Annotated in this window: 17 protein-coding genes; 5 read left to right on the top strand and 12 right to left on the bottom strand. The window is 38.9% G+C overall.

Translation table 11 applies throughout. The features are described 5' to 3' along the window. Window positions 1-141: 141 nt before the first annotated feature. A complete protein-coding gene (gene odhB, locus ABES03_RS00310; protein ID WP_430114162.1) occupies window positions 142-1,398 on the bottom strand; it encodes a 2-oxoglutarate dehydrogenase complex dihydrolipoyllysine-residue succinyltransferase in 1,257 nt (418 codons plus the stop codon). Between the two features lie 86 nt (window positions 1,399-1,484). Then, window positions 1,485-4,373: a 2-oxoglutarate dehydrogenase E1 component gene (locus ABES03_RS00305; protein ID WP_430114160.1), complete on the bottom strand. Its 2,889-nt coding sequence runs from the start codon at window positions 4,371-4,373 to the stop codon at window positions 1,485-1,487. Window positions 4,374-4,543: 170 nt separating this feature from the next. Between ABES03_RS00305 and ABES03_RS00300 the strand changes: the two genes are divergently transcribed. Beyond that, window positions 4,544-5,428: a LysR family transcriptional regulator gene (locus ABES03_RS00300; RefSeq protein WP_430114159.1), complete on the top strand. Its 885-nt coding sequence runs from the start codon at window positions 4,544-4,546 to the stop codon at window positions 5,426-5,428. A gap of 72 nt (window positions 5,429-5,500) precedes the next feature. On the opposite strand, the gene ABES03_RS00295 is transcribed toward ABES03_RS00300, so the two are convergent. The 4 genes from ABES03_RS00295 to ABES03_RS00280 all read right to left on the bottom strand — a co-directional run bounded on the left by ABES03_RS00295 (window position 5,501) and on the right by ABES03_RS00280 (window position 8,707). After that, the gene (locus tag ABES03_RS00295) at window positions 5,501-6,220 is read right to left on the bottom strand and encodes a LutC/YkgG family protein (protein WP_430114164.1); all 720 of its coding nucleotides are present in this window, start codon (window positions 6,218-6,220) and stop codon (window positions 5,501-5,503) included. Next, window positions 6,220-7,647 (bottom strand): LutB/LldF family L-lactate oxidation iron-sulfur protein, encoded by a 1,428-nt coding sequence (locus ABES03_RS00290; protein WP_430114158.1) that lies wholly within the window; start codon window positions 7,645-7,647, stop codon window positions 6,220-6,222. The genes ABES03_RS00295 and ABES03_RS00290 overlap by 1 nt, the downstream gene beginning before the upstream one ends. 31 nt (window positions 7,648-7,678) lie before the next feature. After that, the gene (locus ABES03_RS00285; protein ID WP_430114157.1) at window positions 7,679-8,398 is read right to left on the bottom strand and encodes a (Fe-S)-binding protein; all 720 of its coding nucleotides are present in this window, start codon (window positions 8,396-8,398) and stop codon (window positions 7,679-7,681) included. A 129-nt stretch (window positions 8,399-8,527) separates the two neighbouring features. After that, window positions 8,528-8,707: a hypothetical protein gene (locus ABES03_RS00280; RefSeq protein WP_430114156.1), complete on the bottom strand. Its 180-nt coding sequence runs from the start codon at window positions 8,705-8,707 to the stop codon at window positions 8,528-8,530. 193 nt (window positions 8,708-8,900) lie between these two features. On the opposite strand from ABES03_RS00280, the gene ABES03_RS00275 reads away from it, so the two are divergent. The 4 genes from ABES03_RS00275 to ABES03_RS00260 all read left to right on the top strand — a co-directional run bounded on the left by ABES03_RS00275 (window position 8,901) and on the right by ABES03_RS00260 (window position 10,615). Continuing rightward, window positions 8,901-9,227, top strand: coding sequence for an ArsR/SmtB family transcription factor (locus tag ABES03_RS00275; protein ID WP_430114154.1), 327 nt, complete (start codon window positions 8,901-8,903; stop codon window positions 9,225-9,227). 72 nt (window positions 9,228-9,299) lie between these two features. Continuing rightward, the gene (locus ABES03_RS00270; RefSeq protein WP_430114152.1) at window positions 9,300-9,476 is read left to right on the top strand and encodes a hypothetical protein; all 177 of its coding nucleotides are present in this window, start codon (window positions 9,300-9,302) and stop codon (window positions 9,474-9,476) included. Between the two features lie 68 nt (window positions 9,477-9,544). Further along, on the top strand, window positions 9,545-9,736 hold the full coding sequence (locus ABES03_RS00265) for a hypothetical protein (RefSeq protein WP_430114151.1): 192 nt from the start codon (window positions 9,545-9,547) through the stop codon (window positions 9,734-9,736). A 12-nt stretch (window positions 9,737-9,748) separates the two neighbouring features. Continuing rightward, complete coding sequence (locus ABES03_RS00260; RefSeq protein WP_430114150.1) at window positions 9,749-10,615, top strand: permease; 867 nt, start codon at window positions 9,749-9,751, stop codon at window positions 10,613-10,615. Window positions 10,616-10,665: 50 nt separating this feature from the next. On the opposite strand, the gene ABES03_RS00255 is transcribed toward ABES03_RS00260, so the two are convergent. From ABES03_RS00255 to ABES03_RS00230, 6 genes are all read right to left on the bottom strand, one after another. Continuing rightward, a complete protein-coding gene (locus ABES03_RS00255) occupies window positions 10,666-10,836 on the bottom strand; it encodes a hypothetical protein (protein WP_430114149.1) in 171 nt (56 codons plus the stop codon). 158 nt (window positions 10,837-10,994) lie between these two features. Further along, window positions 10,995-12,773, bottom strand: a complete 1,779-nt coding sequence (arsA, locus tag ABES03_RS00250) for an arsenical pump-driving ATPase (protein WP_430114148.1) — start codon at window positions 12,771-12,773, stop codon at window positions 10,995-10,997. A 16-nt stretch (window positions 12,774-12,789) separates the two neighbouring features. Next, the gene (gene arsD, locus ABES03_RS00245; RefSeq protein WP_430114147.1) at window positions 12,790-13,155 is read right to left on the bottom strand and encodes an arsenite efflux transporter metallochaperone ArsD; all 366 of its coding nucleotides are present in this window, start codon (window positions 13,153-13,155) and stop codon (window positions 12,790-12,792) included. Window positions 13,156-13,216: 61 nt separating this feature from the next. Beyond that, window positions 13,217-13,639: an arsenate reductase (thioredoxin) gene (arsC, locus tag ABES03_RS00240; RefSeq protein WP_430114145.1), complete on the bottom strand. Its 423-nt coding sequence runs from the start codon at window positions 13,637-13,639 to the stop codon at window positions 13,217-13,219. Between the two features lie 26 nt (window positions 13,640-13,665). Next, window positions 13,666-14,721 carry an ACR3 family arsenite efflux transporter gene (gene arsB / locus ABES03_RS00235; RefSeq protein ID WP_430114144.1) on the bottom strand — a complete coding sequence of 352 codons (1,056 nt, stop codon included), beginning with the start codon at window positions 14,719-14,721 and terminating at the stop codon, window positions 13,666-13,668. A gap of 25 nt (window positions 14,722-14,746) precedes the next feature. Next, the gene (locus ABES03_RS00230) at window positions 14,747-15,094 is read right to left on the bottom strand and encodes an ArsR/SmtB family transcription factor (protein WP_430114142.1); all 348 of its coding nucleotides are present in this window, start codon (window positions 15,092-15,094) and stop codon (window positions 14,747-14,749) included. Window positions 15,095-15,595: the final 501 nt, after the last annotated feature.

The raw sequence follows: 15,595 nt of genomic DNA, 5'->3' as shown, positions 1-15,595 counted from the left end.
TACCGGTCGAGCACTTTTTCTCTTTGCTCGGGCATTAAAGACCGTGGCTATGACAATTTTATACTTACTTACCTTTCGAAAAAACAAACAGACCTAAAGGGTCTGTTTGCAGATGAAGTTTATTGAAATTCTATGAACCTCTTATCCTTCTAATAATAATGAGTGTGGATCTTCTAACAATTCTTTTACAGTCGCCAGGAAGCTAACTGCCTCTTTTCCGTCCACAATTCGATGATCATATGAAAGTGCAATATACATCATTGGGCGGTTTTCCATTCGTTCACGATCAATCGCTATTGGTCTTATTTGGATTTTATGCATACCAAGAATCCCTACTTGAGGACTATTCAAGATCGGTGTTGACATCAACGAACCAAAAACTCCGCCGTTAGTAATTGTAAATGTTCCGCCTTGCAAATCATTGAGAGTAAGGGCATTATCACGAGCTTTTTTACCAAGATTACTGATATCTTGTTCGATTTCAGCAAAATTCTTCTGATTTGCACCTCGTACAACTGGTACGACCAACCCTTCAGGTGCTGCAACAGCAATTCCGATGTCATAAAATTTCTTAATAATCAATTCATCGCCTTGAATTTCGGCATTTAATAGAGGAAATTGCTTTAAAGCTGAAACTACGGCTTTAGTAAAGAACGACATGAACCCAAGACGAACACCATGTTTTTCATAAAAAGCATCTTTTCGTTGATTGCGTAGGTCCATAATAGCCGACATATCTACTTCGTTAAATGTGGTCAACATGGCCGCTGTGTGTTGAACTTCTACTAAGCGTTTAGCGATAGTTTGGCGACGGCGGGACATTTTCACTCGTTCCACTGGTTTGTCAAACTCTTCATCTATTTGTTGTACTGCCTGTTTTGGGCTTGATTTTTCCACTTTTGTTTCTTCTCTTACAACAGGAGGTGCCGCTGTATGTGCTTTTACATCTTCAGGTCTAATTCTGCCAAGTGGATCACGGCTACTTACTTGGGATAAATCGATCCCCATTTCTCTTGCCAATTTTCTTGCCGCTGGTGAAGCAATTGGACTTGCGGCTTTCGGAAGTTCAGGCTCAGGTTGTACACTCTTTTGATTAAAGGTTTCTACTTCTGCCGTTTTTTCCGGTGTAGAGGTTGGAGCTGATGGAGTTGCTCCTGCACTAGTATTCTCTTCGATAATAGCAATTACATCCCCTACCTCAACAATATCGCCAGGTTCTTTTAAAACCTTTGTGACTACACCTGAGTATTCGGCATTTAATTCAATATTAACTTTGTCAGTTTCTAACTCAACAACACTATCACCTTTAGTTACTTTATCACCAATATTAATAAGCCATTGTGAAATTGTTCCTTCTGTAATGGATTCTGCCAGTTCTGGTACTTTGATTTCAATCATGTGTCGTATCCTCCTAGAAATGATGTTAAATCTTCGATTATGTTAGTCTATTCAACTCTAGTATTTTGCGGGTTGATGATGGATCATTAAAAATTAAATCGTATACTTGTTTCTTTACTATCTACTAGACTTCTGTAATTCAAAGCCTGTTTAATAATACGTTCTTGTTCCTGCTTGTGAACGGTTGAATCGCCGCCTGCTGTACTTGAACGTTCTTGACGACCGATGTAACCAACTGTCAGGCTGTCAGAAGATGCAAGTTCAAAAAGAGTTGGGGCGATATAATGCCACACGCCCATATTTTTCGGTTCTTCCTGTACCCACACGATTTCCTTCAGGTTCGGGTAACGCTTAATGATCGCTTCTACTTTTTCTATTGGAAATGGATACAATTGTTCGATTCGAACGATGTGTATCTCTTCTAAGCTTTGATTTTCTTTCCTTGAGTCGATTTCCACAGCTAAATCAATCGCCATCTTACCGGTTGTTAACACTAAACGCTTTACCTTATTAATCTCTTTTCCAAGCTTCGACTGTTCCACTACTGTTTGGAAATGGCCTTCGCTTAGATCAGTCCCAGAAGAAGCGACTAACGGATGACGCAGAAGACTCTTTGGCGTCATAATCACCAATGGACGAACAAACTCTGTTCCTAAGATGGATGCTTGACGACGTAAAATATGAAAATATTGCGCCGCACTTGTCAGATTGGCAACCGTCCAGTTATTTTCAGCTGCTAACTGTAAAAAACGTTCAGGTCGGGCACTGGAATGCTCCGGACCTTGCCCTTCATAGCCGTGAGGCAACAGGAGTATCATCCCTGATTTTTGCCCCCATTTTGCTCTTGCAGATGAAACAAATTGATCATATAACGGCTGTGCTGTGTTGGCGAAGTCGCCATATTGTGCTTCCCACATGACAAGGGTTTCAGGAGCAAATACATTGTATCCATATTCAAAACCTACAACAGCCGCTTCCGAAAGCGGGCTATTATGAACCGCAAACGATGCTCGAGCTTCAGGAAGATGATGCAGTGGTGAATAGGTTTCGTTTGTTTCTGAATCGTGGAGCACAATGTGACGTTGGGCAAAGGTTCCGCGCTCAGAATCTTGACCAGTGAGACGAATTGGCGTACCGTCTTTTAACATCGAAGCAAATGCCAGCACTTCCGCTACTGCCCATTCTACCTTTCCGTTCTCTTCTAGTGCGTTATCACGGCGCTCAAGGATTCGCTTTAATTTTGGATAAACATGAAAACCATCCGGCCATTTGAGTAAATCCTGGTTTAATTTACGAAGCGTATCAAGTGGCACGCTTGTTCCAAGCGGTGGAATTCCTTTGGAAATCACCCTCGGAACCTCTATTTCTGCAAAGGGTTCACTCTGCTTCTTCTCTTCCACTTTTTCATACTCAGCCTGCAACTTTTCTTGCACGCTGCGATTGATTTCCTCCACTTCTTCTTGATTGATAATGCCTTTATTTTGTAATTGATTAGAATACAACGCTCTTACAGTTGGATGCTTCACAATTTTTCTGTATACCTGTGGCTGGGTGACCGCTGGATCGTCCATTTCATTGTGGCCAAATCGACGGTATCCAACTAAATCAATCAAGAAGTCTTTTTGGAACCGATTCCGATATTGATAGGCAAGTCGAACTGCTGCAAGACAGGCTTCAGGATCGTCCGCATTAACATGAATAATCGGAATCTCAAATCCTTTCGCCAAGTCACTTGAATATCTCGTCGAACGAGAATCGTGGCTATCTGTCGTAAAGCCGACCATGTTGTTGGCAATGATATGAATGGTTCCGCCTGTTCGATATCCTTTTAACCCACTTAAATTTAAGGTCTCCGCTACAATTCCCTGACCTGGAAAGGCTGCATCGCCATGAACTAAAATCGCAAACGCCCTATTTACATCCTGCTTAGGGTAACCAGCATTCTTTCGTTCTTCTTGGGCGGCTCTTGCAAACCCTTCGACGACTGGATCGACAAACTCCAGATGACTCGGATTATTGGCTAAGGTAATTCGTGTGCGCAACTTACCGGAGCCATCCATGAATCGATTGCGTCCTAAATGGTATTTCACATCTCCAGTCCAGCCCTCACTAATGTCAACTAAATCTTCTGACGGTCCCTGTTGTTTGGCTGATGAATGTTGAAATTCAGAGAACATCTTGCTGTATGGTTTGTTCAATACATGTGCAAGGACACTTAAACGGCCGCGATGCGCCATTCCAATTACGACATTACGTGCCCCATTCCCGACACCTTCGTGTACCGCTTCATTCAGCATAGGAACAAGCATGTCAACACCTTCAATGGAAAATCGCTTTTGACCCACGAAGGTTTTATGCAAAAATTGTTCGAATCCTTCAACCTCTGTTAAAGACTGCAACAAATTCGCTTGTTCTTCTTTAGATAAGGAGCGATGCAATGAACCAGTCTCTACCATTTGAGTGAGCCATACTCGTTCATCCATCTGTTGAACATGATTAAATTCATAAGCTAGTGTGGAGGTATAAACACTCTTTAAACGGTTCATAGCATCCCATGCGGTTTGAATGCCTTCCGGTGCCTCTTCCCAAACAAGATTAGCTGGTATCGCTTTCAATTTTTTTTCACTTACCCCATGTTTTTCTGGTTTAAACAACTCTTGATTCTGTAGATTTACTTCTAATGGGTTCAGGTTTGCCGCTAAATGACCATTTAAACGTATTTCATCAAGGAGTTTTACCACTTTTAGTACTTTTTGTATATTTACGAATTGATTAGATTCGATAGATTCTTTATTAATCGTCTCTTCGTTGTCTCTTAACTCAAAAGACAGAGGTGAGCCCCATTTAATAAATAATTCTTTTAATTTTGGATCAATGGAGTCTTCCCCGTTCGTATATCGTTCATATTGTTCGATTACATAGCCAAGGTTTGGGCCATTGAATTTTCTCCACGGATTTTGTTGGTTTACTTCCATTCACAATTCCCCCATTGTTGTGTTACTTTATATGTCTCGTTTCGGATTATTTAGTGAACTTATAATTAATTGCTTATGGTTAAGGATAATGTAATAATTGAAATAAATAAAATGCTAAATTATTATATTAATCTATAAAAAATTTTTATATCAGATAGTTAGGTGGAACAATGGATTACCGTGACTGGGAAATACTAAAGGTACTATATCAACAAAAAAATCTTACAAAAACAGCCCGCCTCTTATTTCTTACTCAGCCAGCATTAACAACTCGCTTAAAGCATATGCAGGAAGAATTAGGCGTTAAAATCGTAACGCGTGAAAGCAGGGGAGTGCATTTTACCCCACAAGGAGAATATCTTGTCCATTGTGCAGAAGAGGCTCTTGCTCATTATGAAAAGATAAAAGAAAATGTCCAAAATATGAGTAACAACGAAAGTGATGAAGTGGTAGGTACGCTGAAATTAGGGGTATCTAATTTTTTCGCGAATTATGAACTTCCATATGTCTTGAAACTATTTAAAGAGCAATATCCTCATGTGGAATTCAAAGTAACAACGGGATGGAGCAGAGACGTAACACAACTTATACATAATAAGGATGTACATATCAGCTTTGTCCGTGGAGATTATGGTTGGCGGGGTTTATCGAAATATCAGTTATTTGAGGAGACCATCTGCATTGCTTCAAAAAAAGAGTTTGAAATGGAAGAGCTCCCTCGACTTCCTAGAATCCAATATAAAGGGGATTACTTATTAAGATCAGTCATTGACCATTGGTGGGCCGAAAATTTTGCGCAAGCCCCCTTTATCAGTATAGAAGTGGACCAAGTAGATCCATGTAAGGAAATGGTTAGCAATGGTTTAGGCTACGGCATTTTGTCAAGTAGAGTCCTTACTGGAAAAGAAGACTTATTTAAAATCAACTTAGCAGATCAAGAAGGAAATCCAATTTTGCGAAGAACGTGGATGTATTACCATGAAGAATCGCTGGAATGGAATGTGGTGAAGGCGTTCGTTCATTTTATTAAGAATTTTGATTGGAAAGATAATTAAATAGAACTAATTAGAATTATTTTTGTTATATCTGTAAAAATAAAGGCCTGCCAAAAAAGGCAGACCTTCATTTTATAAATCATCTATTACAATATACGCAGCTTTCACAGGACCATGTACACCAACGACAAGATTTAATTCAATGTCGGCTGAATTACTTGGTCCGGTGATGAAATTAATACAGCTAGCCACATGTCCCGTATTTTGATAAATCTCCCGCATTTTCTGTGCCGCTTGTGTCATTCTTGGCACTAATGTACTTTTTGGAATAAGAGCAATATAGGTGGCTGGTAGAAAGCTTACCGTTCTTCCTTTATTCTCATCACTAAAAAGGACAACTGTACCTGATTCAGCCAGGGTTATTTCACTGATCGTAATTCCCACATTCGCCTTTTCAGCGATTGCGATATTTTCTTCTCCTATTGAATAATCCCATTCAGAAACTTGAATACCTTGATTGGGCCAATCATGCTTAAATAAAGAGTCAAGTCCCCAGTTCGAAAAGCGCTCATCCTTCCAAGTAACAATTGTGCCTCCACCAAAAGTTGTGACTACTTGATTAAGTTTCTTTGGTAAACCCATACGATTGGTAGTGTAAAAACTAGTATGAATTCTTTTGCATTGTTCTCTTAATACCTCTAGTAACTCATCCGGTGTTGCATCTCTCAACACCTCATCTTGAGGACGGAATTTCCAAGTTGGCCTTTCTAAAGGTGAGGAAATGCGTGGCCGATTAAGACGACTTGCCAGCTGATTAAGAAACTTTTCGCGATTTTGTATCGTTCCAGACATCATTTTTTGTCTCCTTTCGCGCGGTTCTTAAACCAATCTCTAAATCTCTCTTTATTCGGTGCTGGAAATTCTCGAATATCTGTCCAAGCCTTTAATGGACCAGGGCCTTTGGAAATTTTATCCCCTACTGTGAATGGATTCATCGCGGCAGGGGCAATCTTCGATCCTAATTTATATATTGTTGGGGATGCTGCTCCTAATCCAAACGCCTTCATCGCCAATTTTTCGGAAATAGGTGCTTTTCCTTCTTTTTCAACAATGACTTCCCGGTGCTTATGGAGCAGGTTATGCAATGGAATTTTCACAGGGCATACCTCTGTACAGGCTCCGCAAAGTGTAGAAGCATAGGGGAGTTCCTTATATTCTTCATATCCACCGAATAGTGGTGAAAGGACAGCCCCTATCGGTCCAGAATAGATGGATCCGTAGGAATGACCACCTACATGGCGATAAACAGGGCAAACATTGACACATGCCGCACAGCGAATACATTGCAATACAGACTGAAATTCTCCCCCAAGAATATTAGAGCGGCCATTATCAATTATCACAAGGTGAAATTCATCTGGACCGTCGACATCCAATTCTTCTTTCGGGCCTGTTAAGACAGTAATATAGCTTGTTAATTTTTGTCCAACTGCACTTCTTGTTAAAAGTGAAACAAGAACTTCCATCTCTTCAAAGGTTGGGACAATTCTTTCCATCCCCATTACAGTAATTTGCGTTTTCGGTAAGGCTGTTACCAAGTCGGCATTGCCTTCGTTGGTCACTAAACTAAATGAGCCGGTTTCCGCTACGGCAAAATTACAGCCAGTAATGCCAATATCTGCGGACAGGTACTCCTGGCGCAGCGTTTCTCGGGCATGCCAAGCTAATTCCTCTGGCTTTGATGTCTTCGTATAACCAATTTTTTCAGTAAATACGTCTTTGATTTGCTCTTTGTTTTTATGTAACGCTGGTACAACGATATGGGATGGGGGATCATGGCCATCCAGTTGAAGGATGTATTCACCTAGGTCTGTTTCAATTACTTCACAGCCTTCTTGTTCCAACGCAGCATTTAAGCTAATTTCTTCCGTAACCATTGACTTAGATTTTACTATTTTTTTCGCGTTCTTCTGCCTGACAATTCCCCGAATATACTCATTCGCTTCTTCTTTTGTCTGTGCAAAATAGACATGACCGCCTCGTTTTGCTACGTTCTCACTTAATTGTTCTAGATAATAATCTAGGTGGTCAAGAACATGCTGGCGGATTTCTTCCCCATGGGAGCGCCAATCTTCCCAGTTGCCCAACTCCTCGGTGACAATGCGTCTTTTTACTCCCATTCCATCCTGGGCACCTGAAACTGCACCACGCATAAAGTTGTCATGAATTCCTTTATCGACACGTTCCTTAAATTGTTCGCTGCCAATTTTCATTGCCATGCCAGTACCTCCATTCTCCTAAAATGAATCCCTATTGAACGCTATTTAATACCTCAGCAATATGAAGAACTTTAATTGGTTTTCCTTTTCTCTCAATCCGTCCACCGATATTCATGAGACAGCCTGCATCCGCACCAATTAAGTAATCGGCTCCTGTTTCCTCCACATGGCAAACCTTTTCATCGACCATTTGCTCTGATATTTGCGACATTTTTACAGAAAAAGTACCGCCAAATCCGCAGCATTGTTCCTTACCTGGTAATTCCGTAAATGTTAACCCTTTTACATTTTTCAAGAGGATCATAGGAGCTTCCTTTACTCCTAGCAATCTAGTCATATGACAGGATGTATGGTAGGTAACATTCCCATTAAACGTTGCCCCGACATCTTCCACTTTTAAAACCTCGACAATAAATTGTGTAAGTTCATACGTTTTTTCCGCTAGGTTGATTGCTTTAGGCTCCCAAACAGGATCACCTTTAAAAACATGTGGGTATTCGTGAAACATTAAGGCACACGAACCAGATGGGGACACCACGTATTCAGCATCCTGAAATGTATCAATCATTCGTTTCATTGCTTCTTTTGATTCTTTTGTATAGCCACTGTTATATGCAGGTTGACCACAGCAAACTTGTGATTCTGGAAAGTCGATTTCACAACCAAGTCTTTCAAGCAACTCAACGGTCGCCTTTCCTACATTGCTTTGGAACATATCTACAAGACATGTTGCAAATAAGTTCACCTTCATTCCTACTTCATCTCCCCTACATAAAATGAACAGACATATAATGTAATTATATTCCTGTAGGACAACTATTAAAAACAAAAAAATCCTAACACAAAATGTTAGGATTTTAGATATCAATTAGGTAGGGTGTTAACAACATGGTAATGAGTTTTTTATTTCTCCTTGGTTGGTTGTTCCACAACAAGATGTGCTATCCTCAGAAGTTCCGCAACAAGATTCCTCCTGAGTGTCCTCCACCTCTTTAATTTCTACACCACAACAGTCTGAAGACTTAGAAGCATTACCAGTTAACTTTTTAATAAAATTCATTTTATCCAGCTCCTTTATATTTAATGATACCAATAAATCAACTTTATTTGATTTATACTCTTAGTATATTAGCTATTATTTCCAATTACAACCCCTTAATCAATTTTTTTTGATAAATTTGTTGACACAAGAAAATATTGGATATAATATAATGACATCAAGAATATTTGATTTAAGGAGTAGGTGAAAAAAAATGGCAGAAGAATTTCAATTACAAGACATATCATTGGAAAGAGTATTTGAAGAATATGAGTTAAAATTTAAAGCAATTGCTGATAAAAAGAGACTACAGATCATGAATATTTTAACTCAAAAAGGCGCTATGTGCGTGTGCGATCTTGCTCCATTGATTGATATGGCTCAATCAAAATTGTCTTATCATTTAAAAATCTTATTAGAGGCAAATATTATAACAAAAGAGACACGGGGAACCTGGAGTTATTACGAATTAAATCAAGAGGAACTTAATCATTTGTTGTCTTCCGAGCTTTGTTGCCTATTTAAACCGACCTGCTGTTAAAATTTTTTAAATTATTCATCAATTTTTTTTGATTAATATATCAATATAATTTGATTAACAGGAGGAACTCACATGTTTAATGAGTATTCAGTATTTCAAATGATGAAATTACGCCAGGAAGAAACAGAAAAAAATGCAAGAGATGCATGGAAGAATTATGTTGAAATGGCCGACGAAAACCATGCTAAAGAAAGAACCTTTCAAGTAAAACCATCGGTTAACCAATGCTGCCCGTGTACGTGCGCTTAAAAAAAGATTTTGTTTGAACGAAACATCAACTTTATTTGATTAATAATTTATATTAGGAGGAATTAATTATGTATCTTTACAACTATGGAGTATTAGTTAAGGCAAAACAAATAGAAATGGAGAAGAAATCAATGGATGCCTGGAAGTTTGTTGGCATTAAACATGTATCCCTTTTTCAAAAGATAGCTAGTAAATTTTTTACCAAAAATATCAAAACAGAACAAACTCCTGCAAATTATTGTGTTTGCAGCGAGTGTTAGGGGGAATTGATCATGTGGTTAGACACGCTTAAAAGTTTTCTATCTATTGCACTTGAGTTAACGGTCCTGTTTATTGTTATATCATTTTTCATTAGTCTTCTTCAGGGATATATCCCTTACGAGAAGATTGAAAAGAAGTTAGCTGGAAAAAACAAACTAATCGCCTCCTTTGCTGCCATTGTCTTTGCGTTTATCACACCCTTTTGTTCCTGTTCCACAATTCCAGTCGTGGTAAATATGTTAAAAAAGAAAATGCCATTTGGGATTGTAATGATTTTTCTATTTGCCTCCCCTGTCCTTGACCCTACGATTTTAACTATAATGGGTGTGGCTCTTGGGTGGAAAGTGACTGCTATCTACACACTTTTAACCACAGTCTTTTCAATCATCATTGGCTTTACTCTTGAGAAATTAGGATTCGAAAAGTCAGTAAAAAATGTTGTAATGACCGGTTATCAAGAACAGCATCAAAAATTTAATATTAAATTAGCTTTAATGGAAACCCTTAATTTAATGAAAAGTGTTTACCCCTATTTATTAATCGGTGCCGCAATTGGAGCAGTAATTCACGGGTTAGTTCCAACAGAATGGATTTCAAGTGTGTTTGGCCGAGACCATTGGTGGCTAATACCTATCGCAGCCATTATAGGGATTCCTTTATATATTCGTCTTTCCAGTATGATTCCGATTTCACAAATGCTTATTGCTAAAGGAATGGCATTAGGACCAGTGATGGCCATGATCATCAGTTCAGCAGGTGCTAGTCTGCCAGAAGTGATTCTTTTAAAATCAATCTTTAAAAAGCAATTAGTCGTTACATTTGTTTTATCTGTTGTGGTCATGTCCACCATTTCGGGTTTTATTTTCTACCTAATCTAAATAGAAAGAGGGAACTAGTTTTTAATATCTAGCTCCCTCTTTATTTTTCCCTAACAGCAATCACTTTCATTTCCTAAAAGGACAAGTCCATTGACTTCTTGATTGAAATCAAGTGTCAGGTCGTTTGTATAAGGCTCAATCTCGGTTTCTATTGCCACCGCGATTTCGTTTATGGTTACTACCATATCATTTTTCTCCGGCTCATCCAGAGCCAGTCCCACTTGTGGGCCTCCTCAGCCAAAGCCTGCAAAATAGACACGAATGTTTTTAGCCGCGTGTTCTTGGAACAACTGCTTTAAAATATCACGCGCTTGATCTGTTATCTTCACTTGTCCATCACCTTTCAAAAAATTCTCATACTAATCTTACTAGCTTTTTCTTATTTAGAAAACAAAAAAAGCTTTTTTAGCTGTTCATATCCTTTATTCTCTTCACTCATTAAAGAAACAATCGCACATTTTTCAGCCAATTCCGTGGTCACCTTTTGTATCCATCCCTCTTCAGCTTGTGCTCTGCCCTTTAAAACAGGGTCCTTGGTTTCAGTAGCGTATAGACTTTGGTTAATGACCCACCATTTTGGTACGATGTCCGCACGCTTTAAATCATCCTGTAATCGACTAGCCTCTAGAACAGGCGTTGCTTCAGCCAGTGTGACAATAACTACGCTTGTTTCTTCAGGGTTTCTTAAACGTGGCAATAGCGTTTTCACACTTTCAGGAATTTCCCCTGTAGAACGAGCCAATTCTTTATGATACGACTGGGCTGCATCTAAAAGGAGTAAGGTGTGACCTGTCGGTGCGGTATCAATGACCACGATTTCTTCTTGTGCTCTTGCCACAACCTCTGCAAACGCACGAAACACTGCTATTTCTTCCGTACAAGGTGAGTTTAAATCCTCCTTAATGTAGGCAATTGCTTCTTCATCAAGTTCATTGCTTACTTTCGATAAAACTTCCTTTTTGTAAGCCTCAACTTCTGCAGTTGGATTGATTCGGCTAATCGTTAATTGATCATTCAATTGGCTATTCTGAAAAACAAACTCTAAATGGGCTGCTGGGTCAGTTGTGGTTAGATGCACGTTGTGTCCTTTTTCTACTAATCCAACTGCAATGGCAGATGCCAAGGTGGTCTTACCAACACCACCTTTACCCATTGTAAAAATCACTCTAGTATTATTCTCCGAAAAATCTTCAATCAGGTTATTTAAGCAAGGTAATACTATTGGCTGGCTCATACCTTCTGATTGTGTAGCGGGCAGAGTATATTGCTTAAATAAATAACGAAGGTTTTTAACACCCGTTAATGAATAAGAAACAAATGGCAACGAATAGGTGACAACTTGCTTTAGATTCTTTGGCATTTGTTTAATCGCCTTTCGTTGACGTTCATAAAAAGAAGCAGAAATTTTATCATCGGGTAGATAAGAGTTGAGTAATCCATTTATTATAAGAGCTTGGTTTGTAATCCCAATTTCCTTTAATTCATTTGAAGCACGTTTGGCTTCAAGTAATGATGATTCATCCGGTCTCGCTACCAGAATAAGGGTTGTCTTAGTCGCGTCAGCAATGGCGCCCATTGTTAGTGAATACATTTGCTTCTTATCTGCCAGCCCAGCTAACGGTCCTAAACAGGAAGCACCATGTGTGTTTTCTTCTAAAAAGCCACTCCATGCAGTTGGGAGCTGGAGAAGACGAAGTGTATGACCCGTTGGTGCTGTATCAAAGATGATATTCTCATAGGCATCAACAATTGTAGGGTCAGCAAGCAAGTTAGTAAATTCATCAAATGCCGCAATTTCTACTGTACACGCTCCAGATAATTGTTCCTCCATCGTTGCCACTACTGAATCAGGAAGTTTGCCTCGATAGGGTCCGATGGTTTTTTCACGGTAAGCTCTTGCCGCCTCTTCTGGGTCTAGGTTACAAGCAAATAAATTAGGAACGTTTGGGATTGATTTCGGAGTATTTGTTAGAGCGACTTCCAATACATCTTGTAAATTTGAAGCTGGGTCAGTACTTACAAGCAAAACCTTTTTCCCTTCGTCCGCTAATGTAACCGCGGTTGCACAAGCAGTTGATGTTTTACCTACACCACCTTTACCTGTGAAAAATAAAAACTTGGTGTTTACGATCATTTTCGGATTGAAAGATTGAAACATAGTTTTCACTGCTTTCTTATTTGGTTGATTTTAAATCTATTTTAAGACGGACTTTTGGCTTTTCGGTAAGCTCCTCTGCTTTTAGGCCAAACCATTCTGCTAATTCCTCGTTGGACGGATAGACTCCTATCTTAGCAATGCTTCCATCAAAGATAGTGACAGGAAGTGAGTCAGGTCCCTTTTCATGCAGGACTTTATTTACTTCTTTATTTTCAACAAATTTGGCAGGTTCCGTTCCAAGATTATAGCGTTTAATATCAAATCCTTTTTTCTCCAATACAAAGATAGATGTTGCTACTCTTGTTAACTCAGGATCTACGCTAGGCCCACACACACCTGTGGGGCAGCATAATGCTGGGTCAAAGATTTCTACTTTACTCATAAAAAAACCTCCATAAAAATATAGCCAAGAGTATTTATACTCTTGGCTATGAAATTTTTTCTTACTCTCCGGTTTCAGCAAAACGTTTAATACGGTCCCCGATTTCATCACGGACACGTTGGAAGAATGCCCATTTTTCTTCCTCGGTTCCTTCTGCTTTAGCTGGGTCATCAAAGCCCCAGTGAACACGTTTTACATGTGGAGGAGTAACAGGACAGTGGTCTGCAGCATGACCGCACAATGTAACAACTAAGTCAGCGTTATTCAATATAGTAGGATCAATTACATCAGATGTTTGTTTAGAGATGTCAATGTCAGCTTCCTTCATTGCTTTTACTGCGTTAGGGTTTAAGCCATGTGCCTCAAGACCAGCACTTTTAACCTCCCACTCACTGCTCAAATGTTTCTTAGCCCAACCCTCTGCCATTTGGCTGCGGCAAGAATTTCCTGTACATAAGAAATAAATTGTTTTTTTGTTTTCCATGTTGTTTTCCACCTTTATTATTAGTTTTAGGCTGCATTTTCTTTGAAATATTTTCGCTTAAACCATAAAGCCACGTTGACTAACGCAATCATGACAGGTACTTCTACTAGTGGTCCAATTACAGCTGCAAAGGCAGCACCTGAATGAATCCCAAATACACCAACAGCAACTGCAATTGCTAACTCAAAGTTATTACTTCCAGCTGTAAATGCAAGGGTTGTCGTTACGGGATAGTTTGCTCCAATTTTCTTCCCCATAAAAAAGGAAACAAAGAACATGATTACAAAGTATATTAATAACGGAATAGCGATACGGACCACATCTAATGGCAAGCTAACAATCGCGTCCCCTTTTAATGAGAACATAAGGATGATCGTAAATAGCAATGCAATCAAAGTAATAGGACTAATTTTTGGAATAAATACCTTTTCATACCATTGTCTGCCTTTTACTCTTACCATTGTAAAGCGTGTAATCATTCCAGCGATAAATGGAATTCCTAAATAAATGAATACTGATTTCGCTACCTCAAGCATTGTAATATTGACAACTGCTCCTTGGATTCCGATCCATTCTGGGATAATGGTCACAAACACATAGGCATACACGGAAAAGAATAGCATTTGGAAGATCGAATTGAATGCGACTAATCCAGCAGCATATTCGGTATCTCCTTTTGCTAGGTCATTCCAAACAATAACCATAGCAATACAACGGGCTAAACCAATCATAATAAGGCCAACCATGTACTCTGGTTTATCAGGAAGAAAGATAATAGCTAATAAAAACATAAGGATTGGCCCAATGATCCAGTTTTGTACCAGGGACAATGCGAGGACTTTGACATCTTTAAAAACTCGCCCAATTTCCTCATACCGAACTTTTGCTAACGGAGGGTACATCATTAAAATTAAACCAATGGCAAGTGGAATGGATGTAGTTCCTACCTGTAAACTGTTCATACTATCTACAAAGCCTGGAAAGACAAATCCTAATCCAATCCCTATGGCCATGGCTAGAAAAATCCATAGTGTGAGGTAACGGTCTAGAAAAGATAGACGTTTTTTCTCCAAATTATTCATTTTTTTCACTCCCTATTAATTACAATTAACACCCACATCGAAGCGTAGGATTGCTTTTTTCGATTTGTTTAATTTTCTCTGTCTGGTCTGGTATATGTTCTAAAATGTTTTCAATTAGTCCATATAGCTCACTTTGCTGGTTCAAGGAATAATAAATCCACTGCCCTCTTCGTTCTTCCTTTACCATGCTAGCATCCTTTAATTTACGAAGATGCTGACTGATGGATGGCTGGCTCATATCAAATACTTCTAGGAATTCACAGACGCAGCACTCACGTTGTTTTAAGATAGCAATGATAGATAAACGTGTTTTATCACCTAATAATTTCAAGACGTTCGCCGCACGATCCAAATCAACCTTTGATTTCAGCATTAATAACACCTCCTAGATATAATTAAATAATAATTTACTTATATTATTGTTAGGTATAGTGTTTAAATTTTCTGTTAAACTCTAGAGACCTATACATTTCATTAAGAAATCGACATATAACTATTTGCTTATATATTAAAACAACTCACAAATGAATTCAAGAACTTTAATGTAAAGTTCTTTTAAAATAAATACTTCTTCCTATTCTGTCAGAAGTTACCTTGCCTTTTGACAGTGTTTCTGTTTTTTCCTCTTACTCTGCCAGAAGTTGCTTTGCCTTCTGACAATGTTTCTGTTTTTCCTCTTACTCTGTCAGAAGTTGCTTTGCCTTCTGACAATGTTTCTGTTTTTTCCTCTTACTCTGTCAGAAGTTGCTTTGCCTTCTGACAATGTTTCTGTTTTTTCCTCTTACTCTGTCAGAAGTTGCCTTGACTTTTGACAGTGTTTCTGTTTTTTCCCCTTACACTGTCAGAAGTTGCTTTGTCTTCTGACAATGTTTCT

Origin of the sequence: Neobacillus rhizosphaerae (assembly GCF_050477885.1) — a bacterium.
GTDB lineage: Bacteria > Bacillota > Bacilli > Bacillales > Cytobacillaceae > Neobacillus > Neobacillus rhizosphaerae_A.
Note: the sequence above shows the minus strand (reverse complement) of the source record. Positions and strands in the feature narration are given on the sequence as shown.